Here is a 26,603-nt window from a genome sequence, read left to right on the forward strand (position 1 = left end):
CGGCACCTGTCACGGCGGACCGGCCCGCCGTGGTCCTAGTGGGTACGAAGTCACCACGACCACGAAGGACCCCACCATGAAGATCGCTGTCATCGGCGGCACCGGGCTCATCGGCTCGCAGGTCGTCAAGCTCCTCAGCGCCCAGGGCCACGACGCCACGCCGTACTCGCTGTCCACCGGGGTCGATCTGCGGGCCGGCACGGGCGTCGCCGAGGCCGTCAAGGGCGCCGAGGTCGTCGTCGACCTGACGAACTCGCCGACCTTCGACGAGGCCGCCGCGGTCTTCTTCCGCGAGACCATGGAGAACCTGCTGGACGAGGCCGAGGACGCCGGCACCCAGCACATCGTCATCCTCTCGATCGTCGGCGTCGACCGGGTGCCGGATCTCGCCTACTACCGGGCGAAGCTGTTGCAGGAGAACCTGCTCATGCAGCAGGAGAAGATCCCGTTCTCGATCGTCCGGGCCACGCAGTTCTTCGAATTCGTGAGCGCGGCCATGGCCTGGACCTCCGACGAGACCGCGGTGCGCCTGCCGTCGACGCTCGTGCAGCCGATGGCCTCGGCCGAGGTGGCCCGGGCGGTGGCCGGCGTCGCGGTGGGCGAGCCGCTGATGGGGGTCCGTGATTACGCCGGCCCCGAGGTCTTCTCCCTCGACGAGTTGGGCCGCGTGACGCTGGCCGTTCAAGGCGACCGGCGCCCCGTCGTGGTGGACGAGAGCGCCGGCCTGTTCGCCGCGGTGACCGGCGACGCCATCATCGCGCGAGACGGCGCCGTCATCACCACGACGCGGTACCAGGACTGGCTGCTGTCCCGATGACCGACAGCAGCCGCAGCCTGTCCTGCGAGGGCGAACCGGGGTCGGCGGTGTAGACGACGAGCTGCTGCGACCGGTCCGGGTCGACCAGCCGCTGGCAGTACAGCTCCAGCGGGCCGACCTCCGGGTGCAGCAGCCGCACCGGCCCGCAGTACGGGCCGGCGACCGGATGTCCGCGCCACAGCTCGGCGAACGACGGGCTGGCGGTCAGCAGGGCGTCGACGATCACGCCGGCCCGCGAGTCCCGGCCGTCGCGGGTGTACGACGCGTGCAGGTCGGCGACGATGAGACGGCTCTGCTCGTCCCACTCCTCGCGCGGGTACAGCGAACGGGCGGCCGGATCGGTGAACCAGCGGTAGTGCTTGCTGCGGTCCAGTCCCGTGTAGATGCTCTCGTCGCCGACCAGGGCCACCGCCAGCCGCGTCTGCACCAGGGTCTCGCCCAGATGGGAGACGACCATCGCGGCCGAGTCGTGAAGCCCGTCGAAGACGCGTGTCATGCCCGGGTTGACGTGGTCGCTGTCGGCCGCGCGGCGCGGTGTCGCGTAGCCGGCCAGCTGGAAGAGGTGGTCGCGCTCCTCCAGCGAGAGGCGCAGGCCGCGGGCGATCGCGCCCAGCATCTGCTCGGACGGGTGCGGCCCCCGCGGCTGTTCGAGCCGGCTGTAGTAGTCGATCGACATGTCGCTGAGCACCGCGACCTCTTCCCGGCGCAGGCCGCTGGTGCGCCGCCGCCGGCCGCGGGGCAGGCCCACGTCCTCGGGCTGAAGGGCCTCCCGTCGCGTGCGCAGATATTCGGCGAGCCGGGCGCGATCCATATCCGTACCTCTCAGACACTCACGCCGAGGGCGTAGTCCCACAGCCGGGCCGCCACACCCTCGTCACGCGCGGACTTGTAGATGGCGAGCTCGGCCGGGCCGCCCTTGAACTGCCCGAATCCGTCCGGTCCGTAAAGCCGGCCGCCGCCCGCCTCGGGGCTCGTGGCCGCGTACTGGATCGGCAGGACGCCGTGCGCGACGTCCTGGACCAGAATTCCCCAGCGAGCCAGGCGGGCCATGACGGCCTCGTGCGGCGCCGGCTTGCCCCGCCCCAGGTTGGGGCCGGCCGCGTAGAGCCCGGTCAGGGTCGTGCCGGGGTGGGCCGCGTTGCTCACCAGGCCCCAGCCCCCGGCCCGGCTGCGGCGGTCGAGTTCGAGCGCGAACATCAGGTCGGCCAGCTTCGAGTTGTTGTAGGCCCTGACCGGCGAGTACGAGCGCTCGGCCTGCAGGTCGCCGAAGTCGAGCCGGCCCTGGCGGGCGGCGCTGCTGGTGACGGTGGTGACACGCGCCCGGGCGGCGCGCAGCAGGGGCAGCAGCCGATGGGTGAGCACGGCGTGGCCGATGAAGTTGGTGCCGAACTGGAGCTCGAAGCCGTCGGCGGTGGTGTGCCGGGTCGCGGGCGCCATCACGCCGGCGTTGTTGACCAGGATGTCGAGGGGCCGTCCCTCGGCGAGCAGGTCGCCGGCGAGGGCGCCGACCGATGTCAGCGAGGCCAGGTCGAGGGTGCGGAGCGAGACGTCAGCTCCGGGGACCTCGTCGCGGATGGCGGCGAGGGCGGCGGCGCCCTTGGCGGTGTCGCGGACGGCCAGCAGCACCTCGGCGCCGCCGGACGCCAGGCGCGCGGCCAGTTCGCGGCCGACGCCGCTGTTCGCGCCGGTGACCAGGGCCAGCCGGCCGGTGAGATCCTGGGGGTGCAGGCTTACTTTCCTCATGACGCCAAGGCTCCCGCGGTGGTGAATCGTCAACCATGTTCTGCCGGTACATGCCAACGGGTCAGCTTCGCGGGATCGACGACGATCCACAGCGCCGACACGAAGGCCCCGATGGACTCGGCCGCGACCACCGCCTCGGCGTGGCCGGCCCGGCGCGAGGCCAGGCCGGCCCGGCCGTTGACGGATTCCAGGCTGAGGACGGTGCCGGGGCGGCACAGCAGCACCAGGACGAGCCCGGCGACGTCCTCCCCGCCCCGCACGGTCCCGCCGCCGTCGCACACGGCGACGGCGTCCTCGTGCAGGGCGGCGCGCAGCGCGGTGATCTCCGAAGTCCGGCAGGCGGCTAGAAGCCCGCGTACGGCGTCCTCATGCGGAGGGCGCATGCTCGAGCGGCGCCTCGGAGGGCGCCGCCGCCGGGGCCTCGCCGCCGGTGACGAAGGCGCGGCGCGGATGCTGGACCGAGGCCAGCGAGACGATGTCGCGGCCGAACAGGGCGGCGGTCAGCCAGACGAACAGGACCCGGACCTTGCGCTCCCAGCTCGGCACGGCCAGCACGTGGTAGCCGCGGTGCATCAGCCAGGCCGGGAAGCCCTTGATGACGATGCCCCGGTACTGGAAGATGCCGCGGCCCAGGCCCAGCGTCGCCACCACGCCGAGGCTGTGGTGCAGGTACTGCCTGGGCTCGCGGCCGCGCAGGGTGGCCACCAGGTTGTTCGCGAGCAGCTTGCCCTGGCGGACGGCGTGCTGCGCGTTCGGGACCGTCGCCGAGCCGGGCATGGCCAGGTCGGGGATCGCCGCGTCGTCGCCGGCGCCCCACGCGTCCGGCACGTACGCCTCGTCGGTTCCCACCCGCAGATCGGGCCGGACCGTCAGCATGCCGCGGCCGTCGACCGGCAGGTCCGTGTGCTTGCGCACGAGCGGCCCGGCCGCGTTGCCGACCGTCCACACGATCAGGTCGGAGTCGAACTCCTCGCCCGTCGACAACACCACGTGACCGTTCCGGGCCGACTGGAGCACCGAGTTCAGGTGGATGTGGGCGCCCCGCTTCCGCAGTGAGCGCACCACCCATTCGCCGGGCTTGTCGGTGACCTCGGGCAGGATCCGGTCGCGGGCCTCGACGAGGTGGAAGGAGAGCTCGGCCGGGTCGAGTTCGGGATATCTGCGGGCGAGCGCGGTGGCCAGCGACAGTAGTTCGCCGAAGCCCTCGACGCCGGAGAAGCCGCCGCCGACGAAGGTGACGGTCAGCAGCCGGCGGCGCTGCGGGCCGGGCGGAAGCGTCGACGCCCGGTCGAAGTTGACGAGCATCCGGTCCCGGATCGCTACCGCTTCCTCGACGTGCTTCATGCCGATGGCCTGGTCGGCCACGCCCGCGATGTCGAGCTTGCGGGTCACCGCGCCGGCGGTGACGGCGATGATGTCGTACGGCAACGGGTATTCCGGTCCTTCGGACGGGCGGATGGTGGCCGTCTTGTGCGCGTGGTCGACCCGCACGACCGTACCGGAGATGATCCTGGTGGTTTTCAGGTGCCGCCGCAGGGAGACCGCCGCGTGGCGCGCCTCGACCGAACCGGCCACCACCTCGGGCAGGAAGGGCTGGTACGTCATGTAGGGACGCGGGTCGACCACGACGACCCGGGCCTCGCCGCGGCGGAGCTTCTTCTCGAGCTTCCAGGCCGTGTAGAAGCCGGCGTAACCGCCGCCCACCACCAGGATCGTCCGCATGGAATCCTCTGTTTCTCTCGCAGTCACCCCCTATGACCGGACAGCCCTCGCACTTGTGACAACTTCTCCGGAACCATCTGCCACAGCACCCGGTCGATGCCCTCGGCGGTCGCGCCGACCGTGAGGTAGCCCTCCAGACCGTTGGCCAGGGTGACGAGGGTGGCCGCCTGGCCGTTGGCCTCGATCCAGCGGACGGTGGCGCCCTCCCACATCCAGGTCGACATCGCCGCGAGGAACTTCGCCACCGGCAGCGGGCCCTCGACCACGCGGCGGGCGACGCCGAGCGCGCCGTTGCCGTCGGAGACGCTGAGCACGCCCGGCGCGAAAAGCCTTTCCAGCGCGGCCATGTCGCCGGTGCGCGAGGCCTCGAGGAAGGTGGCGAGCAGCTTTTTCTGCTCGGCCGCGGCCACCGGCGTGCGGCGCTCGCCGGCCAGGTGCGTGCGGGCGCGGCTCACGAGCTGGCGGACGGCGGGCTCGGTGGCGCCGAGGATGTCGGCGATCTGGGCGTACGGATAGTCGAACGCCTCCCGGAGCACGTAGGCGGCCCGCTCGGCCGGCTTCAGCTTCTCCATCAGGAGCATGGTCGCGTACTCCAGCGCCTCGCCCCGCTCGGCGCCCAGATAGGGGTCGGCGCTCGTGTCGACCGGCTCGGGCAGCCACGGGCCCACGTACGTCTCACGGCGCGCCCGCGCCGACTGGAGCTCGTTGATGGCCAGCCGCGTCGTGGTGGTGGCCAGGAACGCGGCCGGATTCGTCACCCGGCTCCGGTCGTACGCCTGCCAGCGCAGCCACACCTCCTGCACCAGATCCTCGGCCTCGCTCGCGCTGCCGAGCATCCGGTACGCGATGCCGAACAGGCGCGGGCGCACGCCGAGGAAGTCCGCCGTGCCATCGTCGAGATCCACCTGCTCATGGTGATCGGTGCGCGGGCAATCACCAAGCTTCTGTCACAAGTGCCACGGCTGCCCTGTCTGGGCTGGCATGATGCTTGACCACGAAGTCCTGTCCCGCGAAGAGCTGGAGCGGACGCAGGCCACGCCCGCGCCCCGGCCCGACGTCGACGAGACGTGGGTCACGGTGGACGGCGTCGCCGTGCGCGTCGTGCGGCCGCCCGGGGCCACCCGGGTGCTGCCGGCGCTGCTGTACCTGCACGGCGGCGGCTTCGTCATGGGCAACGCGAACACCCATGACCGGCTCGTCCGCGAGCTCGCGGTCGGCGCCGCGATGGCCGTGGCGTTCGTCGAGTTCGAGGGCGGTTTCCCGGTGGCGCTGGAGCAGGCGTACACGGTGGCCCAGTGGATCCTCCGGCGCGGCCGCACCTCAGGGCTGGACGGACAGCGGCTCGGCGTCGCCGGGGACGACACCGGGGCCGCCCTGGCCGCGTCGCTGTCCGCCGGCCGGGTCCGCTTCGCGCACCAGTCGCTCTACTACCCGCGCGGCATCACGGCCGCCCCCTGCGCCCCGAGCACTCTCGTCATCGCGCGCGGAACCGGCGACGAGGGCCTGGCCTACGCCCGGGACCTGACCGCCGCCGGGGTGCAAACGGCAACCGCCACCTTCGACGGCGCCCCGCCCCACTTCATGATGCTCAACGCGCTGCGCCACACCGGCGCGGCCGAGGCCGCCGTGCGGACGGCAGTCGACTTCCTGCGTTCGGAAAGGACCGCACCATGACACCCACCGTCGTCCTCGTGCACGGCGCCTTCGCCGAATCGGCGAGCTGGAACGGCGTCGCCGAACGCCTGACCGGACACGGCCTGCCGGTGGCGACCGTGGCCAATCCCCTGCGCGGCCTGCCCGGCGACGCCGCCTACCTGCGGGACGTGGTGGCCGGCCTCGGCACCCCGGTGGTGCTGGCCGGCCACGCGTACGGCGGCATGGTCGTCACCGAGGCGGCCGGCCGGCTCTCCACGGTGGCGGCCCTGGTCTACGTGAGCGCCTTCGCCCCCGAGAACGGCGAGTCCGCACTGGAGCTGACCGCGAAGTTCCCGGGCAGCGCCCTCGGCGCGGCGCTCACCTCGTACCCCCTCAGCGCGGGCGGCGCCGAGCACGTCATCCGCCCGGACGCCTTCCGTTCGGGCTTCGCCCACGACGTCGCGGCCGCACGGGCCGGCCTCATGGCGGCCACCCAGCGCCCGGTCACCCACGCCGCCCTGACCACCGGCCTGACGGCGGCCACCGCGGCCTGGCGGTCCACCCCGTCCTGGTTCGTCTTCGGCGACGCCGACCGCGCGGTGCCGCCGGCCGTGCACCGCTTCATGGCCGAACGCGCCGGCGCCAAGGGCATGCGCGAGGTGGAGGACGCCTCGCACTTCATCGCGGTCTCCCGCCCGGACGAGGTGACCGGCACGATCCTCGACGCGGTGTCGCAGGTCCGGCCTTGAGTCAGCTCGGGTAGCCGACTCCGGGCGTCGACGCGATGAGAACGTCGGCGACCGCGGTCCAGCCCAGTTCGGCGTACAGCGGCTGCCCCTCCTCGCTGGCGATCAGGATCCCGTGCTCGGCGGCCGAGGCCTCCGCCAGCGCGCCCATCACCGTGCTGGCCAGCCCCCGGCGCCGGTGCGCGGGCAGCGTCTCGATCCGGTCGGCGATCCCGTCCGGGCCGGCGACGCCCATCGTCCCCCGCGCGCCCACGTCACCGTTCTCGTCCCGCACGACGACCCGTACGACGGCGTCCTGGACGCCCGTCTCGACTCGATAGCCCGGCGGCGCGGGGCGCCGGGGGTGCTCGCGGAGGCCGGTGACCATCAGCTTCTCGGAGCGTTTGAGCACCACCAGCCCGGCCGCCTCCAGCGCCGCCGCGGCCCGGTCCGGCTCCGTGGTCGGCACGGTCAGCCAGGTGACCTCGTTCTCGCCCTTGACCAGGTCGGCCAGCCCGGCCACGGAGGCGGCACCGTCGAGAGCGAAGTACTCGACGTTCCGTCCCGCCTGAAGACATCGCACCCGCAGCCCCGAGCCGACTTCCGTCGCCTCCGGCAGCCCACGCGAGACACCCCAGCCCCGCTGCCACCGCGCCACGAGTTCCTGAAGCTGTGTCACCCGCTAAGTGAATCATCACCAAGACTTTTATGAAGTCCTATATTGACTATCATTAGTTAACCTTCCTAAGATTTGGCCGCCCGCAGTCATCCCCACGGCGCATCCCCCGCGCCGGACACGAAGGGTCGCCATCCCCATGGCCATCAGGAAAAGAAGCAGGTGGGCGGCCTCGGCCGCCGCACTCACCGTCGCCGCGGTCGGCACGATCACCGCGCTCGCCGTACAGGGCACCTCGGAAGCCGCCGTCCTGCCGAACGGGTTCAAGAGCGTCGGCTACATGCCGTCGTGGGCCGGCAGCGTCACCAGCATCCAGTACTCGAAACTCACCCACATCAACTACTCGTTCGCGCTGCCCAACGCGAACGGCACCCTCCAGCCGATCGAGAACACCTCGAAGCTGCAGCAGCTGGTCACCCTCGGGCACCAGAACAACACGAAGGTCTCGCTGGCCATCGGCGGCTGGAACGACGGCAACGACTCGGCCTTCGAGTCGCTGGCGGCCAACTCCGGCACCCGCACGGCGTTCGTCACCAACGTCATGAACACCGTCCGCCAGTACAACCTGGACGGTGTCGACATCGACTGGGAGTACCCGGACCCGGGCACCTCCGGCAACAACTACACCGCGCTGATGCAGCAGCTGAGCACCGCCCTGCACAACGAGGGCAAGCTGCTCACAGCCGCTGTCGTCAGCGAGGGCAACACCGCCAACGGCGTCCAGCCGGCCGTCTTCGGCTACGTCGACTGGCTCAACATCATGGCGTACGACGGTGGCAGCCCGCACGCCAACTACGACTGGTCCATCGCCTCGGCCAACTTCTGGAAGAACCGCGGCCTGCCGAAGGCCAAGACGGTGCTCGGTGTGCCGTTCTACAGCCGGCCCGGTTATCTGACGTACGCCCAGCTGGTCGCGCAGGACCCGGCCAACGCCAACCGTGACTGCACGCCGTCCGGCGAGTGCTACAACGGCCTGCCGACGATCCGCCGCAAGACCCAGTGGGCCCTGGCCAACGCCGGCGGCATCATGAACTGGGAGCTGTCACAGGACGCCACCGGCGCGAACTCGCTGGTCAGCGCCATCTACGAGACCGTCATGGGTGGCGGCGGCGGGCCGACCACCCCGCCGCCGTCGGGCCGCACCGGGCGCATCACCGGGATCGCCGGCAAGTGCGTCGACATCGCCTCGGCCAGCAGCGCCAACGGCACGGCGGTTCAGCTGTACGACTGCAACGGCACCACCGCGCAGAACTGGACCGTGGGCACCGACGGCACCCTCCGCGGCCTGGGCAAGTGCCTGGACGTCAGCGCCGCCGGCACGGCGAACGGCTCGCTCGTGCAGATCTACGACTGCAACGGCTCCGGCGCCCAGCGCTGGACCGCCCAGTCGAACGGCACGCTGGTCAACGCGGGCAGCAACAAGTGCCTGGACGCGTCGAACAACAGCTCGGCCAACGGCACCCGCCTGCAGATCTGGGACTGTTTCGCCGGCGCCAACCAGCGCTGGGTCCTGCCGTAACCCGAAGACGCGGCGCGGCCCGCTTTCGCCGTGGCGGGCCGCGCCGCACACTTGAGGCATGTATGTGATCAAGGAACGTTTCTTCTCCATCGGCGACGACTTCGACGTGGAGGACGAGAACGGCAACCGGGTCTACCACGTCGACGGCAAGGTGTTCAGCGTTCGCAACCGGGTCGTCATCGAGGACGCGAACGGCGACGAGGTGGCGTCGGTCCACCGCCACCTCGTCGCGCTGCGCCCCACCTACGAGATCCGGATCGGCGGCGAGAAGGCCGCCGAGGTCCGCAAGAAGCTGTTCACGCCGTTCCGTGAGAAGTTCACCATCGACGTGCCCGGCCCGGACGACCTGGAGTTGAAGGGCGACCTGCTCGACCACGAGTACGTCATCGAGCAGGACGGCCGCGAGGTGGCCGCCGTCTCCAAACGCTGGCTGACCATCCGCGACACCTACGCGGTGCAGGTGTCCGACGGTGTCGACCCGCTGCTCATCATCGGCAGCGTGCTCGCGCTCGACCTGGCGCTGGAGCGCTCCAAAGCCGGCGAGTCGGATGACTGATAGCGGTACCGCGAACCCCGCCTAACTTTCGGGGTATGACGCAGACCGAGACGCGGAGCAGGGTGACCGTCGAGCGGGTCACCCTGACCTCCGCCAAGAAGTTCGACGACGTTCTCGCCGGCCTCTACGCCGGGATCTCCCGGCCCGACCTCGCCTCGGCGGCACGGGCGTGGCTGGGCGCCTCCTCGTACGAGGAATTCCAGAAGGTGGTGGCCGACGCCGCCGGACCGTCCGGGCTGATGCGGTTCATGGACCTGGACCAGGGGGCCGCGCTGGCCAAGCTGCCGGACGTGACCCCGAGGCGCCTGGTACGCCTCATCGCCGGCAACCCGCACACCATGGCCCGGATGACGCGGCACGTGCCCGAGGCCGGTTCGTACGCGCCGGTGTCGATCCTGATCTTCCAGGACGGCGACGTGGTGCGGCTCGCCTACGACACCATGGAGAGCCTGCTCACCCCGTACGGCAGCGAACCTGCCCTGGAAGTGGCCCGTGAGCTGGACGAAGAGGTGCTGACCCTGCTGCGGAGAGCGGCCGGATAGCCCGGGCCGCTTCGATAGCATCGCAGCATGTCCTCCGAACGGCGGGTCGCGCTGGCGCTGGGCTCCGGCGGGGCCCGCGGGTTCGCGCACATCGGGGTCGTGCAGGTGCTCGAGGAACGCGGCTTCGAGGTGTGCTCGGTGGCCGGATCGTCGATGGGCGCGCTGGTCGGCGGGGTGATGGCCGCGGGGCGGCTCAAGGAGTTCACCGACTGGGCGGTGGCGCTCAAACAGCGGGACATCCTGCGGCTGATCGACCCCAAGTGGGCGCTGCCCGGCGCGATGGCGGCCGACCGGCTGATCAACCACCTGAACGACTTCCTCGGCGACGCGGAGATCGAACACCTGCCGATCCCGTACACGGCGGTGGCGACCGACATCAACGCGCGGCGCGAGGTGTGGTTCCAGCGCGGCCTGCTGCGCTCGGCGATCCGGGCCTCCATCGCCATCCCGGGCCTGATCACCCCGGTGGTCATCAACGGCCGCCTGCTGGCCGACGGCGGCCTGCTCAACCCGGTGCCCATCGAGCCGACCGCCGCCTCCGGCGCCGACCTGACCGTGGCCGTCTCCCTCCAGGCCCCACGCCCCCAGTGCGAGCCGGGGTCACCGGTGCGGGCGGCCGCGGCACCTCATTGGTACGAGGATTGGCGCGACCGCCTCAAGCAGGTCTTCCACACCCGTAACGGCCAGGCGGCGCCCCTGGACACCCCCGAGCTGACCGACACCCCGGCCGCGATCGACCCGGTCCCGCTACCGGGCAACCTGCGCATCGCCGACGTGCTGGCCTCCTCGCTCGACGCCATGCAGGACATGATCGCCCGCTACCGCATGGCCGGTCTGCCCCCGGACGTCCGGATCGCCGTCCCGGTCAACGCCTGCCGCGTCATGGACTTCCACCGGGCCGGTGACATGGTCGCCCTCGGACGCCAACTGGCCACCAAGGCCCTGGACGACGCCGGGCGCTAAGCGGCCGCGGCCAGGATGGCCTCGGCCGTGCGGTCGACGTCGTTCTCGTCGGCCGACCAGTTCGAGACCGAGAGCCGGATGGCCGCGGCGCCGTTCCAGGTGGTGCCGCTCATCCAGGCCGTGCCCTCCTCCTGGAGGCGGTGCAGCGCCCGCCGCGTCGTGTCGTCGTCGCCGGGGCGTACGAGAACCTGGTTGAGCACGACCTCGTTCAGGACCTGGGCGCCACCGGCCGTCAGGCGCTCGGCGAAGCGCCGGGCCAGTGCGCACGACCGGTCCACCAGTTCGGCGATGCCGTCGCGGCCGAGCTGGCCTGCGCGCACACGATCGCCGGCCCCGGACCGGACGCGAGCGCCGCCGCCAGCGCGGACGGCACGAGCCGCCCCTGCTCGTCCATCGCCGCGGTGACCAGCGAGTTCGTACCCACGCCGAGGTGTCGCAGGGCCCGGTCGATCGTGCCGTGGCGCCCTCGCCCACGACCACCCGGACCCGTGGCGCTCCCCACAGCCCGTCCGCGTCGACCAGCCAGCCGGCCGCCGTCTCCTCGGCCACGCTCGCCGCCGGCCCCAGCACGTACAGCCCGGCGTTCTGGTCCCAGGCCGAGGTGAGCCAGTCGGCCGCCAGCGCGGCCGGGGTGGCCCCGCCGACGACGAAGCCGAAGAAGCGCCCGCTGGACGATGCCATCACGCCCGGCTCGGCCGCCGCGACCAGGTCGGCCACCACCTTCTCCGGTGGCAGCGAGCCCGGCCGCAGTGGCCCGCCGAGCGCCGCGCGCATCTGTTCCAGCGACGCCGACGGGCGTACCGGGCGGTCGGGCAGGCCGCCCAGGTACGCCGTCGCGTGGTCGAAGGCCACACCCGGCGGCCCGTTCCAGTCGGGACGTTCCCTTCCGTGAGGCTAGGCGCGCGCGCCCTCGAGGTCGGCCGTCGAGCGGATGTCCGACACCTCGGCGCGGTGCTTGGCCGCCGGACGGTCGCGGTTGATGAACAGCAGGACCAGGGCGCCGCCGATGGCGAACACGATCGCGCCCAGCGCGTAGCTGATCCGGAACGCGTTCTCGGTCGGCAGGGCGACCGCGCCCACCGTCTTGGTCTGCCCGGCCAGGATGGTGATCACCAGAGCGCTGCCGATGGTGCCACCGACCGTACGCATGATGCTGTTGACCGAGTTGGCGATGCCCGTCTCGGCCGGCTGCACGTGGCTGACCAGCAGGGCCGGCATCGAGGCGTAGGCCATGGCGATGGCGCAGCTGGCGACCACGAAGGCGGCGATCGTCTCGACCTTGTTGTCGTGCAGGAAGGTCAGCGAGGCCAGGCCGACGGCGCCGACGCCGCAGGCCAGGGCCAGCACGACGCGCGGGCCGACCTTGCCGACCAGCATGCCGGCCAGCGGGCCGATCACGACGCTGGCCGCCGCGCCCGGCAGCAGGTAGATGACGCTGGTCTCGAGGACGGTCGCGCTGAATCCGAAGCCGGTGTACGCGCTGGGGCTCTGCACGAAGTAGCTCGTCGCGAGCTGGAGCGCGAACATCGCGAAGCCGACCGCCATGGCGGCCAGGTTGGTGACCAGGATCGGGCGGTGGCGCAGCATCTCGACCGAGACGAGCGGGGCGGCCGTACGCCGTTCCAGGAAGTAGAAGCCGAGCAGGATGATCACAGCGGCCGCGAACAGGACGATGACCCGGGCCGAGCCCCAGCCCCAGGTGTGCCCCTGCGAGATCGGCAGCAGCAGGCTGACCAGTCCGGCCGAGAGGACGGCGGCGCCCACGTAGTCGACGCGGCCGCCGGCGCCGGCCCGCTTGGGCAGGGTCAGCGCGAGGGCCAGGGTGATGGCGCTCATCACGACGGTGAGCCAGAAGATCCGGCGGTAGTCGGCGTCGCCCTGGGTGAGCAGGCCGGCCGCGACCAGCGCGACACCGCCGCCGACGCCGAGCGTGGAGGCGACGACGGCCATGCTGTGGGTCAGCTTGGCCGGCGGCAGCTCGTGGCGCAGCAGGCTGATGCCCAGTGGGAACAGGGCGAAGCTGGTGCCCTGCAGGACGCGGGCCGCGATCAGCCAGCCGATGTCGTGGGCGGTGGCGGCGAGCACGCTGCCGGCCAGGGTGACGACGAGCGTGGCCACGAAAACCGGCTTGACGCCGAGGACGTGGCCGAGCCGGCCCAGCAGCGGCGTGAAGGCGGAGGCGGCGAGCAGCGTCGCCGTGGACACCCACCCGACGGTGGTGGCGTCCGCGCCGAGCTGCGCCGCGATCTGCGGCAGCACCGGCACCGGGATGGACTGGATCAGCGCCAGCAGGAAGCTGGCGGCCGCGGCGGCGAGCAGGAGCAGCCGCGGGCGGGCAACGGGTTCGGGGGTGGTCACGTCCGACTACGCTATCGACACAGTGTCGATTTTTGTCGGCACCGCGTTGATGATCACATAAGGAATGATCGGAAATATGAGTCAGGTAACGCGCCGCCGGACCGGCCCGTCCAAGGGCGATCTCCGCGAGGCCGCGATCCTCGAGGCGGCCCGGGCCCTGTTCTCCGAGCGGCCGTACGAGGCGGTGACCATCGACGATCTCGCGAGCGGAGCCGGCATCTCCCGGACGAGCTTCTACTTCTACTTCCCGACCAAGACCGCCGTGCTGACCGCGCTGATGACGAACGTGGGGCACGACCTGGCGGCCGGCCACGTCTGGTTCGACGCCGACGGCCCCGCCCGCGACCTGCTGCGCACCCAGCTCGAGACGTCGGCCACCCTGTGGCGGGCCAACGCCGGCATCCTCTCGTGCGCCGCGACCGCGATGGCCACCTCCGAACAGCTGCGCGACTTCGTCGGCCGGATCCGGCAGCGGTACGACGAACGCGCGGCCGAGAAGATCCGCCGGGACCAGGCCGGCGGCAGCGCCACCACGACCATCCCGGCCCACCGGCTGGCCGAGATGATCTCGGCGATCCGCGACGCCCGATATGAGCAACTGGCCGGGGCCACCGACGCCGAGCTGCGCGAGGCCGTCGACGACCTCACCGAGGCGATTCACCGGCTGGTCTACGGCCGGGCATAAAATACCGGGGTGACGAGCATGATCGGGAGAGACGCCGAGCTGCGCCTCGCCCGGGACCTGCTCGCCGGCGCGGCCGCCGGGAACGGCACCGCCCTGTTGATCCACGGCCCGGCCGGTGTCGGCAAGACGGCCCTGCTGCGGGCCGCGACCGCCGAGGCGGCCGAGCGGGGCTTCACCGTCCTGCACATGGCCGGCGTCGAGACCGAGCGCTGGTTCCCGTTCGCCGCGCTCAACCTGCTCCTCCAGCCGATGATCCGCGAGATCGACCGGCTGCCCGCCGCGCACCGCACGGTGCTGCGGGCCGCCTTCGGCGCCGACGACACCGAGCCCGACGTGTACCGGGTCGGCCTGGCCGTCCTGGAGCTGCTGGCCGACGCCGCCACTCGCCGGCCGGTGCTGGTGGTCGCCGACGACATCCAGTGGATCGACCCGTCGACCCGGGACGCCATGCTCTTCGTCGCGCGCCGGGCCCACGGGCACGCCCTGCTCGTCCTCGGCGCGAGCCGGCCGGACGGCAGCGGGCGGATCGGCTCGGGCTACACCCCCGAGCTCAGCCTGGCCCCGCTCGACCGCACGGCGGCGGCCGAGCTGCTCGACGCCCAGGCGCCGGCCCTGCAACCGCAGCTGCGGGCGCTGATCCTCGACCGGGCGGCCGGGAACCCACTCGCCCTGATCGAACTGCCCAAAGCCGTGCAGGATGCCCCGGCCAGCACCGACGACCTGCCGCTGACGCAACGGCTGGAGACCGCGTTCGCCGCGCGCACCGACTCGACGAGCCCGTCCAGCCGCGCGCTGCTGCTCGCGCTGGCGGCCGAGCCGAACGCCGCCCTGCACCGGCTGCTCGAGGCGGCCGGTCAGGTCACCGGCTCGATCGTCACCGTCGACGCGCTGCAGGAGGCGGCCGACGCGGGCCTGATCACGATCACCGACGGCCGGCCCGAGTTCCGGCACCCGCTGATGCGCTCGGCCATCTACAACCGGGCCCGGGTCACCCACCGGCTCGCCGTCCACCGCGCGCTGGCCGCCATCCTGGCCGATCAGCCCGACCGCCGGCTCTTCCACCAGGCCGCGGCCACGATCGGGCCGGACGAGGAGCTGGCCGACCGCCTCGAGCAGTTCGCCGACGCGTCGCTGGCGCGGGGCAAGGTCGCCGCGGCGGTCCCGGCACTGCAACAGGCGGCTTCGCTCGTACGGGATCAGCGCCGCCGCACCAGCGTCCTGGTCCGCGCGGCCGAACTGTCCGGGCAGCTCAGCCACCGGGGCCGGACCCGCGCGCTGCTGGCCGGGGCCGATCCGGCCGTGATGGGCCCGGTCGAGCGGGCCCGCCTGCTTCTGGTCTCCGACAACGCCGCCTTCGAGCCGGACGAGCCGCAGCGGCGGATCCACGACATGCTGACCGCGGCGTCCGGCGCGGCCGCGGCCGGGGCTCGTGACGTCGCCGACAACCTGCTGTGGCGGGCCGCCTCGCGCTGCTTCTTCCAGGACGGCGACGCCGCGACCCGGGCCGAGCTGGCCGCGGTGGCCGACCGCTGGGCCGCCGGACCGGACGATCCCCTGCTGCTGGCCGTCCGCGCCTACGCGGAGCCCTACCGGTACGGCGTGCCGGTGCTCGGCCAGTTGGACCGGCTCGACCTCGATCGGCTCGACGGCCGGGCCGTGCACTACCTCGGCAGCGGCACGATGGGCTTCGGCGACTTCACGCACAGCAGCCGCCTGCTGGCCCGGGCGGCCACGAACTGGCGGGCCCAGGGCCGCCTCGGTCTGCTCGCGCGCTCGCTGGCCGGCGCCTGGCCCCGCTACTACCTCGGCCAGCTCGACCAGGCCCGGTCGGACGCGGCCGAGGGCGTGGCGCTGGCCGAGGAGACCGGCGAGGCGATCGTCCTGCTCGGTGTGCGGTCGGTGTCGGCTCTGGTCGCCGTGACCCGTGGCGACGTCCCGACGGCCGAGGAGATGGTACGCAAGCTGCGAGCCGATCCGCTGCTGACGGGGATGCCGTTCGCGTCGTCGATCACGCTTCAGGCCGAGGGGCTGCTGGCTCTGCTCGGCGGGCGCGTCGAGGAGGCGTACGACCTCCTGGCCCGGCTCTTCGATCCGGCCGATCCGCACTATCACTCGGTGAGCCGCTGGCTGGTCGCGCCCGATCTGGCCGACGCGGCGCTGGCGGCGGGCACGGTGGAACCGGCCCGGGAACTGCTGGCCGAGCTGCCGGCGCTGGCCCGCAGCCTGCCGACCGAGATGATGACGACGGCGTACGCGTACACGAGCGCCGTGCTGGCCCCGGACGACGAGGGGGAGGAACGCTACGCCTCGGCGCTGGCCATGCTGCCGTCCTCGGTGCAGCTCGTCCGGGCCCGGCTGCACCTCAACCACGGCCGCTGGCTGCGCCGCCGGCGCCGCCAGCTCGACGCCCGCGCGCCGCTGCGCACGGCCCGCGACGAGTTCGACCGCCTCGGCGCCCGCCCGTGGGCCGAGCTGGCCCGCGACCAGCTTCGCGCCACCGGCGAGTCCAGCGGCCGGCGCCACGAGAACCTGAGCGACCAGCTGTCGGCGCAGGAGATGCAGATCGCCACGCTGGCCGCCGAGGGCCTGACCAACCGCGAGATCGGACAGCGGCTGTTCATCTCGCACCGCACGGTCGGCGCCCACCTTTACCGCATCTACCCGCGGCTGGGGGTCAGCGGCCGGCGGCAGCTCGCGGCGGCCTTGGGTGGCGCGCAGTCATCGTACTGATGTTTTCGCCACCCCCGGCCGACAGGCTGAGGGCATGATTCGGTTCGCCATTCTCGGCCCGGTCAGCCTGCGCGAGGGCGACCGGGAACTGCACGCCGGCGCCGGCCGGCAGCGCACGGTCCTGGCCCTGCTGCTGGCCCGGGCCGGCTCGGTGGTCGGCCAGACGGACCTGGTCGACCTGGTCTGGGGCGACGACCCGCCGGCCAGCGCGGCCAACGTGCTGCACCGCTCGATCGGCCGGCTCCGCCGCCTGATGGAGCCGCACCTGCCGATCCGGTCGGCCGGCTCGCTGCTGTCCCGGGTCGGCGACGGCTATCTGCTCCGGGCCGGCGAGTCCACACTCGACCTCCTGGAGTTCCGCGGCCTGGTGACCTCGGCCGCGTCCGCCGAGGATCCGGTCGGGCGCTATCTGCGGGCGCTGGCCCTGTGGCGCGGCCCCTGCGCCGAGGGCCTCGGCCCGAGCCCGGTGTTCGACAGCGTCGACGGCGAACGCTCGCAGGCGGCCCGGGACGCCGCCGACGCGGCGCTGCGCACCGGCCAGGCGGTCCGGGTGCTGCCCGCGCTGCGCGAGGTGGCCGGCGACCAGCCTCTGGACGAGCCTCTGCAGAGCCGCCTCATGCTGGCGCTGGCCGCCGGCGGGCAGCGCGACCGCGCGCTGGGCGTCTTCCACGCGGTCAGCGAGCGGCTCGGCGACGAGCTGGGCATCGACCCGGGCGCCGAACTGCGGGCGGCCCGCGACACCCTGCGCCGCCGCCCGGCCGCCACGCCGGCCCAGCTCCCGTCCGACCACCCGTTCCTGGTGCCCCGCCAGGCCGGCCCGGCCCTGGCCGACATCGAACGCCAGCGCGCGACCGGGCCGGCGGTGCTCGCCATCGACGGCGTCGCGGGTGCCGGCAAATCGGCCCTCGCCATCCACCTCGCCCACCGGCTGGCCCCGTCCTGCCCGGACGGCCAGCTCTACGCCGACGTGCGCGGCCTCGACACGCCGTCGATCCTGCGCGGCTTCCTGACCTCGCTGGGCGAGCCCGCGCGCGAGCTGCCGGACGATGTGGCGGCGCTGACCGAACGCTGGCGGTCGCTGCTCACCGGCCGCCGGATCCTGCTCGTGCTGGACAACTGCGGCACTGTCGACCCGCGCCTGCTGCCCGGCACCCCCGGCAGCGTGGTGATCACGACCAGTCGCGCGGGCGGCACGTTCCCGGTGCCGCTGCCCGGCCCGGCCGAGGCGACCGCCATGCTGCGGCGGCGGATCGGCGCCGACCGGGTCGCCGCCGAGCCGGCCGCCACGGCCGAGATCGTGGAACGCTGCGGCCGGCTGCCGTCGGCCCTGGCCCGCGCCGCGGCCCAGGCCGTCGTGGAGCCGGACCTGCCGCTGGCCTTCATCGCCGCCGAGCTTCGGGCCGAGACGCCCGCCGGTCTCACGGTGGGCTGAACCACAAGCTGGCCTTCATCGCCGCCGAGCTCCGGGCCGAGACGCCCGCCGGTCTCGCGCTGGGCTGAGCCGTATGCTGGCCGGGTGCCTTCCGAGCAGCCGAGATCGCGACGCAGCCGGCTGTCGCCGGAACGGGAGCGGGAGCTGCTCGACACGGCGCTGCGGCTGGTCCGGGAACGCGGCTACGACCGGGTGACCATGGACGACATCGCCGAGGCGGCCAAGGCCAGCGTCGCCACTCTCTACCGGCGGTGGGACTCCAAGGCGAAGCTGGTCATCACCGCCATTCAGGTCACCAAGCCGGAGTCGGCCGCCGACATCGACACCGGCAGCCTGCGCGGTGACCTGCTGGCCGTGACCCAGCGGGCCGCGGGACCGATCCGGTTGCGGGAGCCGGCCACCGCGACGATGACCGGGCTGGCCCGCGACGCGCTGCTCGACCCCGAACTGATGCGGGCGATGCGCGACATCCTGGTCGAGCCCGAGGTCGAGGTGCTGCGCCGGGTGCTCGACCGGCACGCCCGGGCCGGCCGGATCGCCACCGACGCCACGATCCTGGACATTGTGGACCGCCTCATCTTCGGCCCCCTGCTGTTCGAGCAGCTGTTCGCCGGCCACGACCCCGGCCTGCCCGAACACCTCGTCGACGATGTCCTGCTACCCCTGCTGGCGAAGGGCTGACAGGCTGCGGGCGGTGTCGAGGAACATCTCCGTGGCCGGGCGGGGCTTCCATCCGAAGGTGGCCACGGCCTTGGCGTTCGTCGTGTGGCGGGGGCGGTCGCCGGGGCCGGTCGGCAGGCCGGCCCGGCCCAGCAGGGCGGCCACCTGGGGCAGGGTCACCTCGTCGGGGCCGCAGGCGATGTAGCGCTCCCCCGCCGCCGCCGGGTCGGTCAGGGCCAGCAGGTGCAGCTCGGCCAGGTCGCGGACGTCGACCGGGGTGATGGTCACGTCCGGGACCCGTGTCATCGTGCCGTCCAGGATGCCGGCGATCAGGTCGATCGAGCTGGACCAGGACCGGCCGAGGACCGGGCCGAAGATGCCGGTCGGGTTGAGCACTGTGAGTTCCGGGCCGCCCCGGGCCGCGAAATCCCAGGCCGCGCGTTCGGCGAGAGTCTTCGATTTGACGTACGGCTGCACGCCCGGCCATTCGACGTCGGTCCAGTCGTCCTCGGTGAAGACGCGGCTGGTGTCGCCGTGCCCGTAGCCGACGGCGCCGAACGAGGAGGTGAGCACCACCCGGCGTACCCCCGAAGCGCTTGCCGCCCGCAGAACCCGCAGCGTGCCCTCCCGGGCCGGGACGATCAGGTCGTTCTCGTCCGTCGGCTGGACGGCGGGGAAGGGCGAGGCGACGTGCAGGACGTACGAGGCGCCGGCGACCGCCTCGTCCCACCCGTCGTCGGAGAGCAGGTCGGCGCGGACCGACTCGACGCCCTCCACCGGATGCGAGCGGACGGTGGTGCGGACGCGGAGACCAGCCGCGAGCGCGCGCCGTACGACGTACGAGCCGACGAAGCCGGAGCCGCCGGTGACCAGAACCAGTTCGCTTGTCATATCCCGACGTTAACGAAAACGCGTTACCGATAACCAGTTGTCGCTATGTGACGTCGATTACCAGGTGGATGAACTCGGCGACCGCGCCGGTGAAGGCCACCGGCTGGGACAGGTGCGCCTGGCTGCCGCTGCCGGGCAGCACGAGCAGGGCCGATCCGCCGATCCGGCCGTGCAGCAGCGCGGCCCGCGACGGGCTGCAGACGGCGTCGTGGGCGCCGGTGACGATCAGCGTGGGCAGGGTCAGCGCGCTCAGATCCTCGTCGTCGGCGGCCGGCGAGTAGAGCACGAGCCCCGAGACCGCGGCCGGGTGCTCGAGCGCGAAGCGCAGCACGATCGGGCCGGCCGACGCGTGGCCGAGCAGGATCACCGGATGGCACCCGAGGCCCGACACCACCGCCGGCAGCCGGCGGGCGGGCTCGACGTAGACGACCCGTACGTGCTGCTCGACGCCCGCGAGGCTCAACTGCTCATGACCGGGGTGCACGACGCACACGGGTTCGTGGATTCTCATGTCCGGCTGCCCTTCGATCGGCCGGCCGCCGGGGGGAGCGGCCAACCGCGCACAACGACGAACGGGGGCGCCGGTTCACCGTCACTCGTTGGTCACCGATCCCGCACCCGCGCTGCCTACCTTCGGTCCCGACGACAACGGAACCGACAAGGAGCAGGACATGAAGATCGTGGTCATCGGCGGCACCGGGCTGATCGGCTCGAACGTGGTCAAGCGCCTGGCGAACCAGGGGCACGAGGCCGTGCCGGCCGCGCCCAACACGGGCGTCAACACCCTCACCGGCGAAGGTCTGGCCGCCGCGCTGGACGGCGCGCAGGTGGTCGTCGACGTCGCCAACTCGCCGAACTTCTCCGACGACGCGGTGATGAGCTTCTTCCGCACCTCGACCGGCAACGTGCTCGACGCCGAGGCCGCCGCGGGCGTACGCCACCACGTCGCGCTCTCCATCGTCGGCGCCGAGCGGCTGCGCGACAGCGGCTACATGCGGGCCAAGGTGGCGCAGGAGGAGCTGATCCGGGACGGCCACACGCCGTACACCATCGTCAAGGCGACCCAGTTCTACGAGTTCGTCAAGGCGATCGCCGAGACCGGCGCCGACGGCGACACGGTCCGGCTCACCCCGGCCAAGCTGCGGCCGATGGCCGCCGACGACGTGGCCGCCCTGGTGGCCGAGGTGGCGCTGGCCGAGCCGGCGAACGGGGTGGTCGAGGTGGCCGGACCCGAGGCGATCCCGCTGGACGAGCTGGCCCGGCGGATCCTGAAGGTCGACGGCGATCCCCGTACGGTCGTGGCCGACCCGGACACCGCCTACTTCGGCGCCGTGCTCGACGACGGCTCGCTCACCCCGGACGCCGGGTTCCGCACCGCGCCGACGCGGTTCGCCGACTGGCTGGCCGCCCGCGCCGCGGGATAGTCATCCGACTGATGTTTTCGCTCGGCCGGCGGATCAGAGTGGGGCCATGACGCCGGTGCGATTCACCATTCTGGGCCCGGTCCGGGCGTGGCGGGGCGACACCGACCTCGACCTGGGTGGCCGGCAGCAGCGGCTCGTCCTGGCCCTGCTGCTGGCCCGGGCCGGCACGGTCGTGGGCCTCGGCGAGCTGGTCGACGCCGTCTGGGAGCAGGACCCGCCGGCCAGCGCGGTGAACGTCGTACACCGCTACATCGGCACGCTGCGCCGGCTCATCGAGCCCGACCTGCCGGTCCGCGCGGTCGGCGACCACCTCGTCCGGCACGCCGCCGGCTACCAGCTCAAGGTGGGCGAGGACATGCTCGACCTGCCGCGGTTCCGGCGGCTGACCGGCCGGGCCCGCCAGGAACGCGATCCGGCCCGGGCCGTGCCGCTGTGGACCGAGGCCCTCGGGCTGTGGCACGGGCCGTGCGCGGCCGGCCTGGAGCGCGCCCATCCCACCTTCGTGGCGATCGACGGCGAGCGGTCGCAGGCGCTGCGCGACGCGGCCGACACCGCGCTGGCCCTCGGGCAGGCGCGCGCCGTCATCCCGGCGCTGCGGCAGGCCGTCGGCTGGTCGCCGCTGGACGAGCCGTTGCAGGCCCGGCTGATCGCCGCGCTCACCGCGGACGGGCGGCAGGCCGAGGCGGTCGAGGCCTATCAGGAGGTACGCCATCGGCTGGCCGACGAGCTCGGCATCGATCCGGGCCCGGAGCTGGCCGAGGCGTACGACCGGTTGCTGCACCAGAAGAGCGCGCCCGGACCGGCCCCGAAAGCGCTCGTCCCGGCCCAGCTTCCGCCCGATCAGCCGTTCTTCACCGGGCGCGAGTCGGTGCTGGCCCGGGCCACGGCCCTGATCGGTGCGGGTCACCGGCGGGGCCGGGGCGCGGTCACCCTGGCCGTGGACGGGATGCCCGGCATCGGCAAGACCACGTTCGCGGTGCACCTCGGGCACCGGCTCGCCGGGTCCTACCCGGACGGTCAGCTCTTCGCCGACCTGCGCGGCTTCACCGCCCAGGGCACCGCCATGACGGCGGACGAGGCGCTGCGCGGTTTCCTGGGCTCGCTCGGGGTGCCGCAGGAGACGCTGCCGGCCGAGCTGCACGCGCTGGCCGGGCTCTACCGCAGCCTGCTGGCCGGGCGCCGGATGCTGGTGGTGCTCGACAACGCCCGCGACTTCGAGCAGGTACGCCACCTGCTGCCCTCGGCGCCGGGCAGCCTGGCCGTGGTCACCAGCCGGGTACGGATCACCGGCCTGGTCACCACCGGCGGCGCCCATCCGGTCCCGCTAGACCTGCCGTCGCCCCACGAGGTGCGCGAGGGCCTGGTCAACCGGCTCGGCGCCCGGCGGGTCGAGGCCGAACCGGCGGCGGTCGACGAGATCATCGCGCGCACCGGCCGGCTGCCGCTGGCGGCGTCGGTGGTCGTGGCCCGGGCGGCGGCGCTGCCGGACACGTCCCTGGCCGACATCGCCGCGGAGCTGGCCGAGGCCGGCGCCGGCCTCGACGCGTTCGGCGCGGACGAGGACACCGACCTGAGCGCCGTCTTCTCGTGGTCGTACCGGGCGCTCAGCCCCGGCGCGGCCCGGATGTTCCGCCTGCTGTCGCTGCACCCCGGGCCCGACGTGACGATCCCGGCGGCGGCGTCGCTGGCCGCGGTCGAACCGCGCGCGGCCCGGATGCTGCTGGGCGAGCTCGCCACCCACCTGCTCACCCAGTCCCGCGCCGGCCGCCATCACATGCACGATCTGCTGCGCCAGTACGCGGCGGACCTGAGCGTCCGCCAGGACGGCGCCGAAGACCGCCGGGAGGCGCTGGGCCGGATCCACGACCACTATCGCCGCACCGCCTACGAGGCGCAGGAGCTCCTCGCCCGCGCGCTCGCACCACCCCGGCCGCCCGAGTCCCGGCCGGGCGTCACCGTCCCGGCCTTCGCCGGGCCCGAGGACGCGATGGCGTGGTTCGACGCCGAGCGACGGGTGCTCGACGCGCTGGTCGAGCACGGACCGCCCGCCGTGGCCTGGCACGTGGCCCTGACTCTGCAGACCCACCTGCACTTCACCGGCCGACTGCCGGCCTGGGAGGCGACCATGCGCCGCGGCCTGGCCGCCGCGGTGGCCGACGGCGACCTCGCCGGGCAGGCGCACCTGCACCGCAGCCTGGCCGGCGCGCTGTTCAACTCGTACTCCGGCCTGGAGGCGCCCGAGCACCTGAGCCGCGCGGGCGCGCTCTTCGAGCGGCTCGGTGACCGGGCGGGCCTGGCCATGGTCGAACTCAACTGGGCGTACGTCCGGGCCGAGCACGACGAACACCAGGAGGCCGTCCGGCACAGCGAGCGCGCGCTGGAGATCTTCCGCTCGGCCGGGAACCGGGTGAACGAGGCCCGGGCGCTGCGCACGCTGGCCGGCAGCCGGGCCCGGCTCGGCCACATCCGGCAGGCGCAGGACCTGTTGCGCGAGACGCTGTCGCTGTCCTGGGAGATCGGCGACGAGCTGGGCGCCGGGCACAGCTGGGACCTGCTGGCCAACCTCTACCGCGAGATGGGCCGCCCCGAGGAGGCGATGGCCCGCTGGGCGGAGGCGGCCGGCGCGTACCGGCGGGCGGGCAGCCCGGCCGCACTGGCCGAGGTTCAACTGGCCATGGGCGACGCCTGCCGGGACGCCGGCGACGCGGAGGCGGCCCGGCAGCACTGGCGGGAGGCCCTGGGCGCGCTGGCCGAGCCGGCCGGCCCGCTCGCGGCCCAGCTGCGTGACCGCCTGGGTGACAGCTGACACACGGCTCGAACGACGGTCCCTTCCGATCGTTGCGGGCGGGCATGACGACGATCGGTGTGGTGACCCACGGCGAGCGGGGCGCGGCCTTCGTCCGCAACCTGACCGGGCACGGCTATCACGTCGCGGTGGCCGACCGGCACGGCGCGGCCGAGATGGCGAAGTCGCTCAGCGCCCCGCGCCTGCTGATCCGGCTGGACGGCTCGGACCTGGACGGCGTCCTGGCCGAGCTGCTGCCCCGGCTCGAGCCCGGGGACGTGGTGGCCGACGGCGGCGCGACGCGGTTCTCCGAGACGGGACGGCGTACGGCCTGGATGCGCGGTTCCGGCGTGCTCTTCGCGGGCTGCGGGATCACCGGCCGGCCGCGCACCATCGAGCACGGGCCGTCCTATGTGGTCGGTGGTGATCGGCGCGCGTACGAACGGCTTCGCCCGCTTCTGGCCGCCACCGCGGCCCGCTTCCAGAACGTTCCCTGCGTGGCCTACGCCGGCGCGGGCAGCGCCGGGCACTTCGCGGGCCAGGTGTACGAGGAACTGGCCGCGGCCGAGGCGGAGCTGGCCGCCGAGGCGTACGCCCTGATCGGCGACCGGAAGATCCTGCGGGCCTGGCAGGACGACGAGATGATCACCGAGGCGGCCGTGCCCAGGGACCAGCCGGCGCCGATCGGAACGCTGACGGTGACCCTTCCCGAGATCCGCGCGGCCTGGAACGCGGCCCGGGCGGTCGCCTACGCGCGGGCCTTCGAACGTCTGCGGGTGGCCGGCGCGGCGTACGGCTGGGGCATGGACCTGGCCGCGGTCGCCGGCGCCTGGCGGGGCGGCACCGCGCTGGCCGGGCGCCTTCTGACGTACGCGCGCGAAGCGCTGACCGCGGTACCGGGCGACGGGCTGCTCGACGATCAGCACTTCGCGCTCGCGCTGCGCGACTGGCGCCCGCCATGGCGGCGGGTCGTGTGCGCGGCGACCCGCGCCGGCGTTCCGGTCCCGGCCCTGGCCACGGCGGCCGAGCCGCCTGTCACTGCATCTTCAGTCGATGTCCACTCCCGGCTCCTACGGTGACCGCGACACCGAGCAACCGGAGGAAAACCCCATGTCACACCACCTGGATTCGCCGCAGGCCCGCCAGGATCCGCGCCTGAACATCACCGACCAGTACGTCTTCGACGACCGCGACGCGACCGTCTTCGTGATGAACGTGCGGACCTCGCTCGCCGGTGACCTCGTCGCCGACGGCTTCCACCCCGAGGCCCGCTACGAGTTCCGGATCCACCTGGACGACTCGCCGGCCGAGAACCTGGTCTTCGGCTTCACCTTCACCGGCGGCGCCCTGCGGGTCACCCGCGACGGCGCCGAGATCGCGGCGGGCCGGGTCGGCGTGCCGGTCGACGGCCCGGACGGCCTGCGGGTCTGGGCGGGCCACGCGCTCGATCCGTTCTACCTGGACCTGTCGCAGCTGGCCGCCGTCGACTCCCTGGTCATCCACGGCCAGGAGGCCGAGATCACCGGCTACCTGCCGGGCCAGGCCGCCAACTCGTTCGAGGGCTCCACGGTCTGGAGCATCGTGGTGCGCGTGCCGCACCGCGACGGACAGCTGTTCCCCGACCGCATGATCCGGGTCTGGAGTGCCTCTCTACTGGCCACGGACGCCGGCGGCTGGCACCAGACCGGGCGGGCCGGGCTGCCGATGATCTGGCCGATCTTCCGGGACGCCGGCGGCGACGAGGCGAGCGCGGCCAACGGCACCCACCCGGGCGAGGACTGGGCCCGGTACGGCGGGCAGGTGCGCGGCCTGGTCGCGGCGGCGGTGCGGCGCCTGGGCACCTCGGCCCGGCCCGAGGCGTACGCGCTGGCCGTGGCCCAGCGGATCCTGCCCGACACCCTGCCGTACCAGGTCGGCACGGCCGCGGTGTTCGGCTTCACCGACTTCAACGGGCGGCATCTGAGTGACAACGCCCCCGAGGTGATGTTCTCGCTGGCCACCAACTCGGCGGTGAGCACCGGGCTGGCCCCGGCTCGAGTGAGCGACGAGTTCCCGTACGTCACTCCATCGGCACTCGACGAACACTGACCCTTCCTAGCGTTCCTCCCATGCGAGGAACCATGACGATCGACGACGGCCTGCACGAGTTCCTCGGCGTACGCGATCGACTGCTCCGCATCGCCCGGGGCATCGCCGGCCCGGACGCCGAGGACGTCGTGCAGGACGCGTGGCTGCGCTGGAACGGCACCGACCGCACGGTGGTCCGGGACGCCCCGGCGTTCCTGAGCCGCACCACGACCCGCCTGTCCCTGACCCGGACCACCACCGCGTACGCCCGGCACCAGAGCCCGGTGGGCCTGTGGCCGGCCGAGCGGGCGCACACCGGCGACGACCCGGCCGCGCTGGTGGTGGAGGCCGACCAGCTGCGCGGCGCCCTGGCGCTGCTGCTGTCGCGCCTCGGCCCCCGCGAACGTGTCGCCTACCTGCTGCGCGAGGCGTTCGCCCTCCCCTACCGCCAGATCGCCGGCCTGCTGGGCGTCACCGAGGCGCACGCCCGCCAGCTCATCCGCCGGGCCCGCACCCGGCTCGAGACCTCCGGTGACAGCCGGGTGTCGCCGGTGGACCACCACGACCTGCTGGCCGCGTTCCGCGAGGTCGCCCGTACCGGCGATCCGGCACCACTGGTCAGTCACTCGATGCGCACTGCGCCTTCCTAGCTTGAGTTCACATCCGAGGAACG

27 protein-coding genes are annotated in these 26,603 nt (G+C 73.1%); 17 read left to right on the top strand and 10 right to left on the bottom strand.

Annotation, left to right across the window (positions count from 1 at the left end; translation table 11 throughout):
• Window positions 1-76: 76 nt before the first annotated feature.
• On the top strand, window positions 77-817 hold the full coding sequence (locus ACGFJ7_RS17980) for an SDR family oxidoreductase (protein WP_392642755.1): 741 nt from the start codon (window positions 77-79) through the stop codon (window positions 815-817).
• Here ACGFJ7_RS17980 and ACGFJ7_RS17985 read toward each other — a convergent pair.
• From ACGFJ7_RS17985 to ACGFJ7_RS18005, 5 genes are read right to left on the bottom strand one after another with little or no spacing between them, the layout of a single operon-like run.
• Window positions 777-1,628: a helix-turn-helix transcriptional regulator gene (locus ACGFJ7_RS17985; protein WP_392642756.1), complete on the bottom strand. Its 852-nt coding sequence runs from the start codon at window positions 1,626-1,628 to the stop codon at window positions 777-779. The genes ACGFJ7_RS17980 and ACGFJ7_RS17985 overlap by 41 nt on opposite strands.
• Window positions 1,629-1,639: 11 nt before the next feature.
• On the bottom strand, window positions 1,640-2,560 hold the full coding sequence (locus tag ACGFJ7_RS17990; protein ID WP_360250113.1) for an SDR family oxidoreductase: 921 nt from the start codon (window positions 2,558-2,560) through the stop codon (window positions 1,640-1,642).
• A 29-nt stretch (window positions 2,561-2,589) separates the two neighbouring features.
• Entirely contained in the window at window positions 2,590-2,943 is a 354-nt protein-coding gene (locus ACGFJ7_RS17995; protein ID WP_392642757.1) for a siderophore-interacting protein, read from the bottom strand.
• Window positions 2,927-4,282 (bottom strand): FAD-dependent oxidoreductase, encoded by a 1,356-nt coding sequence (locus ACGFJ7_RS18000; protein WP_360250119.1) that lies wholly within the window; start codon window positions 4,280-4,282, stop codon window positions 2,927-2,929. The genes ACGFJ7_RS17995 and ACGFJ7_RS18000 overlap by 17 nt, the downstream gene beginning before the upstream one ends.
• 23 nt (window positions 4,283-4,305) lie before the next feature.
• Window positions 4,306-5,187: a sigma-70 family RNA polymerase sigma factor gene (locus tag ACGFJ7_RS18005; RefSeq protein ID WP_392642758.1), complete on the bottom strand. Its 882-nt coding sequence runs from the start codon at window positions 5,185-5,187 to the stop codon at window positions 4,306-4,308.
• Between the two features lie 79 nt (window positions 5,188-5,266).
• Between ACGFJ7_RS18005 and ACGFJ7_RS18010 the strand changes: the two genes are divergently transcribed.
• Complete coding sequence (locus tag ACGFJ7_RS18010) at window positions 5,267-5,956, top strand: alpha/beta hydrolase (RefSeq protein WP_360250125.1); 690 nt, start codon at window positions 5,267-5,269, stop codon at window positions 5,954-5,956.
• Entirely contained in the window at window positions 5,953-6,666 is a 714-nt protein-coding gene (locus ACGFJ7_RS18015; RefSeq protein WP_360250128.1) for an alpha/beta hydrolase, read from the top strand. Before ACGFJ7_RS18010 ends, ACGFJ7_RS18015 begins: the two co-directional genes overlap by 4 nt.
• A 1-nt stretch (window position 6,667) precedes the next feature.
• Here the strand turns inward: ACGFJ7_RS18015 and ACGFJ7_RS18020 are convergent, their stop codons facing one another.
• The gene (locus ACGFJ7_RS18020; RefSeq protein ID WP_360250131.1) at window positions 6,668-7,321 is read right to left on the bottom strand and encodes a GNAT family N-acetyltransferase; all 654 of its coding nucleotides are present in this window, start codon (window positions 7,319-7,321) and stop codon (window positions 6,668-6,670) included.
• Between the two features lie 136 nt (window positions 7,322-7,457).
• Between ACGFJ7_RS18020 and ACGFJ7_RS18025 the strand changes: the two genes are divergently transcribed.
• Genes ACGFJ7_RS18025 through ACGFJ7_RS18040 form a run of 4 tightly spaced genes read left to right on the top strand, consistent with a single transcriptional unit; the run spans window position 7,458 to window position 10,898 of the window.
• The gene (locus tag ACGFJ7_RS18025; RefSeq protein ID WP_392642759.1) at window positions 7,458-8,837 is read left to right on the top strand and encodes a glycosyl hydrolase family 18 protein; all 1,380 of its coding nucleotides are present in this window, start codon (window positions 7,458-7,460) and stop codon (window positions 8,835-8,837) included.
• A 58-nt stretch (window positions 8,838-8,895) separates the two neighbouring features.
• Entirely contained in the window at window positions 8,896-9,393 is a 498-nt protein-coding gene (locus ACGFJ7_RS18030; protein ID WP_392642760.1) for an LURP-one-related/scramblase family protein, read from the top strand.
• A gap of 35 nt (window positions 9,394-9,428) precedes the next feature.
• Window positions 9,429-9,935: a DUF302 domain-containing protein gene (locus tag ACGFJ7_RS18035; RefSeq protein ID WP_392642761.1), complete on the top strand. Its 507-nt coding sequence runs from the start codon at window positions 9,429-9,431 to the stop codon at window positions 9,933-9,935.
• A 27-nt stretch (window positions 9,936-9,962) separates the two neighbouring features.
• Complete coding sequence (locus tag ACGFJ7_RS18040; RefSeq protein WP_392642762.1) at window positions 9,963-10,898, top strand: patatin-like phospholipase family protein; 936 nt, start codon at window positions 9,963-9,965, stop codon at window positions 10,896-10,898.
• Here ACGFJ7_RS18040 and ACGFJ7_RS18045 read toward each other — a convergent pair.
• Entirely contained in the window at window positions 10,895-11,218 is a 324-nt protein-coding gene (locus tag ACGFJ7_RS18045) for a hypothetical protein (RefSeq protein WP_392642763.1), read from the bottom strand. The genes ACGFJ7_RS18040 and ACGFJ7_RS18045 overlap by 4 nt on opposite strands.
• A 110-nt stretch (window positions 11,219-11,328) precedes the next feature.
• Between ACGFJ7_RS18045 and ACGFJ7_RS18050 the strand changes: the two genes are divergently transcribed.
• Window positions 11,329-11,790 (top strand): hypothetical protein, encoded by a 462-nt coding sequence (locus ACGFJ7_RS18050; RefSeq protein WP_392642764.1) that lies wholly within the window; start codon window positions 11,329-11,331, stop codon window positions 11,788-11,790.
• Between the two features lie 2 nt (window positions 11,791-11,792).
• Here the strand turns inward: ACGFJ7_RS18050 and ACGFJ7_RS18055 are convergent, their stop codons facing one another.
• A complete protein-coding gene (locus tag ACGFJ7_RS18055; protein WP_392642765.1) occupies window positions 11,793-13,256 on the bottom strand; it encodes an MFS transporter in 1,464 nt (487 codons plus the stop codon).
• 76 nt (window positions 13,257-13,332) lie between these two features.
• Here ACGFJ7_RS18055 and ACGFJ7_RS18060 point away from each other — a divergent pair, with 76 nt between their 5' ends.
• The 4 genes from ACGFJ7_RS18060 to ACGFJ7_RS18075 all read left to right on the top strand — a co-directional run bounded on the left by ACGFJ7_RS18060 (window position 13,333) and on the right by ACGFJ7_RS18075 (window position 18,784).
• A complete protein-coding gene (locus ACGFJ7_RS18060) occupies window positions 13,333-13,941 on the top strand; it encodes a helix-turn-helix domain-containing protein (protein WP_360250155.1) in 609 nt (202 codons plus the stop codon).
• Window positions 13,942-13,959: 18 nt separating this feature from the next.
• Window positions 13,960-16,671: an AAA family ATPase gene (locus ACGFJ7_RS18065; RefSeq protein WP_392643161.1), complete on the top strand. Its 2,712-nt coding sequence runs from the start codon at window positions 13,960-13,962 to the stop codon at window positions 16,669-16,671.
• 34 nt (window positions 16,672-16,705) lie between these two features.
• Complete coding sequence (locus tag ACGFJ7_RS18070; protein ID WP_360250158.1) at window positions 16,706-18,103, top strand: BTAD domain-containing putative transcriptional regulator; 1,398 nt, start codon at window positions 16,706-16,708, stop codon at window positions 18,101-18,103.
• A gap of 84 nt (window positions 18,104-18,187) precedes the next feature.
• Window positions 18,188-18,784, top strand: coding sequence for a TetR/AcrR family transcriptional regulator (locus ACGFJ7_RS18075; protein WP_392642766.1), 597 nt, complete (start codon window positions 18,188-18,190; stop codon window positions 18,782-18,784).
• Here ACGFJ7_RS18075 and ACGFJ7_RS18080 read toward each other — a convergent pair.
• Entirely contained in the window at window positions 18,761-19,654 is an 894-nt protein-coding gene (locus ACGFJ7_RS18080; RefSeq protein ID WP_392642767.1) for an NAD-dependent epimerase/dehydratase family protein, read from the bottom strand. The two genes, ACGFJ7_RS18075 and ACGFJ7_RS18080, sit on opposite strands and share 24 nt — an antisense overlap.
• Before the next feature lie 43 nt (window positions 19,655-19,697).
• Window positions 19,698-20,165 (bottom strand): alpha/beta hydrolase, encoded by a 468-nt coding sequence (locus ACGFJ7_RS18085; RefSeq protein WP_360250167.1) that lies wholly within the window; start codon window positions 20,163-20,165, stop codon window positions 19,698-19,700.
• An 88-nt stretch (window positions 20,166-20,253) separates the two neighbouring features.
• On the opposite strand from ACGFJ7_RS18085, the gene ACGFJ7_RS18090 reads away from it, so the two are divergent.
• From ACGFJ7_RS18090 to ACGFJ7_RS18110, 5 genes are read left to right on the top strand one after another with little or no spacing between them, the layout of a single operon-like run.
• A complete protein-coding gene (locus ACGFJ7_RS18090) occupies window positions 20,254-21,078 on the top strand; it encodes an SDR family oxidoreductase (protein WP_392642768.1) in 825 nt (274 codons plus the stop codon).
• A gap of 46 nt (window positions 21,079-21,124) precedes the next feature.
• A complete protein-coding gene (locus ACGFJ7_RS18095) occupies window positions 21,125-23,884 on the top strand; it encodes a BTAD domain-containing putative transcriptional regulator (protein WP_392642769.1) in 2,760 nt (919 codons plus the stop codon).
• A gap of 44 nt (window positions 23,885-23,928) precedes the next feature.
• Window positions 23,929-24,942 (top strand): NAD(P)-binding domain-containing protein, encoded by a 1,014-nt coding sequence (locus ACGFJ7_RS18100; protein WP_360250176.1) that lies wholly within the window; start codon window positions 23,929-23,931, stop codon window positions 24,940-24,942.
• Window positions 24,917-25,951: a DUF4331 family protein gene (locus ACGFJ7_RS18105; RefSeq protein ID WP_360250179.1), complete on the top strand. Its 1,035-nt coding sequence runs from the start codon at window positions 24,917-24,919 to the stop codon at window positions 25,949-25,951. The genes ACGFJ7_RS18100 and ACGFJ7_RS18105 overlap by 26 nt, the downstream gene beginning before the upstream one ends.
• Window positions 25,952-25,971: 20 nt before the next feature.
• Window positions 25,972-26,580 (top strand): sigma factor-like helix-turn-helix DNA-binding protein, encoded by a 609-nt coding sequence (locus ACGFJ7_RS18110; RefSeq protein WP_360250181.1) that lies wholly within the window; start codon window positions 25,972-25,974, stop codon window positions 26,578-26,580.
• Window positions 26,581-26,603 lie beyond the last annotated feature (23 nt).

It is taken from the genome of Actinoplanes sp. NPDC048988 (assembly GCF_043197815.1).
GTDB lineage: Bacteria > Actinomycetota > Actinomycetes > Mycobacteriales > Micromonosporaceae > Actinoplanes.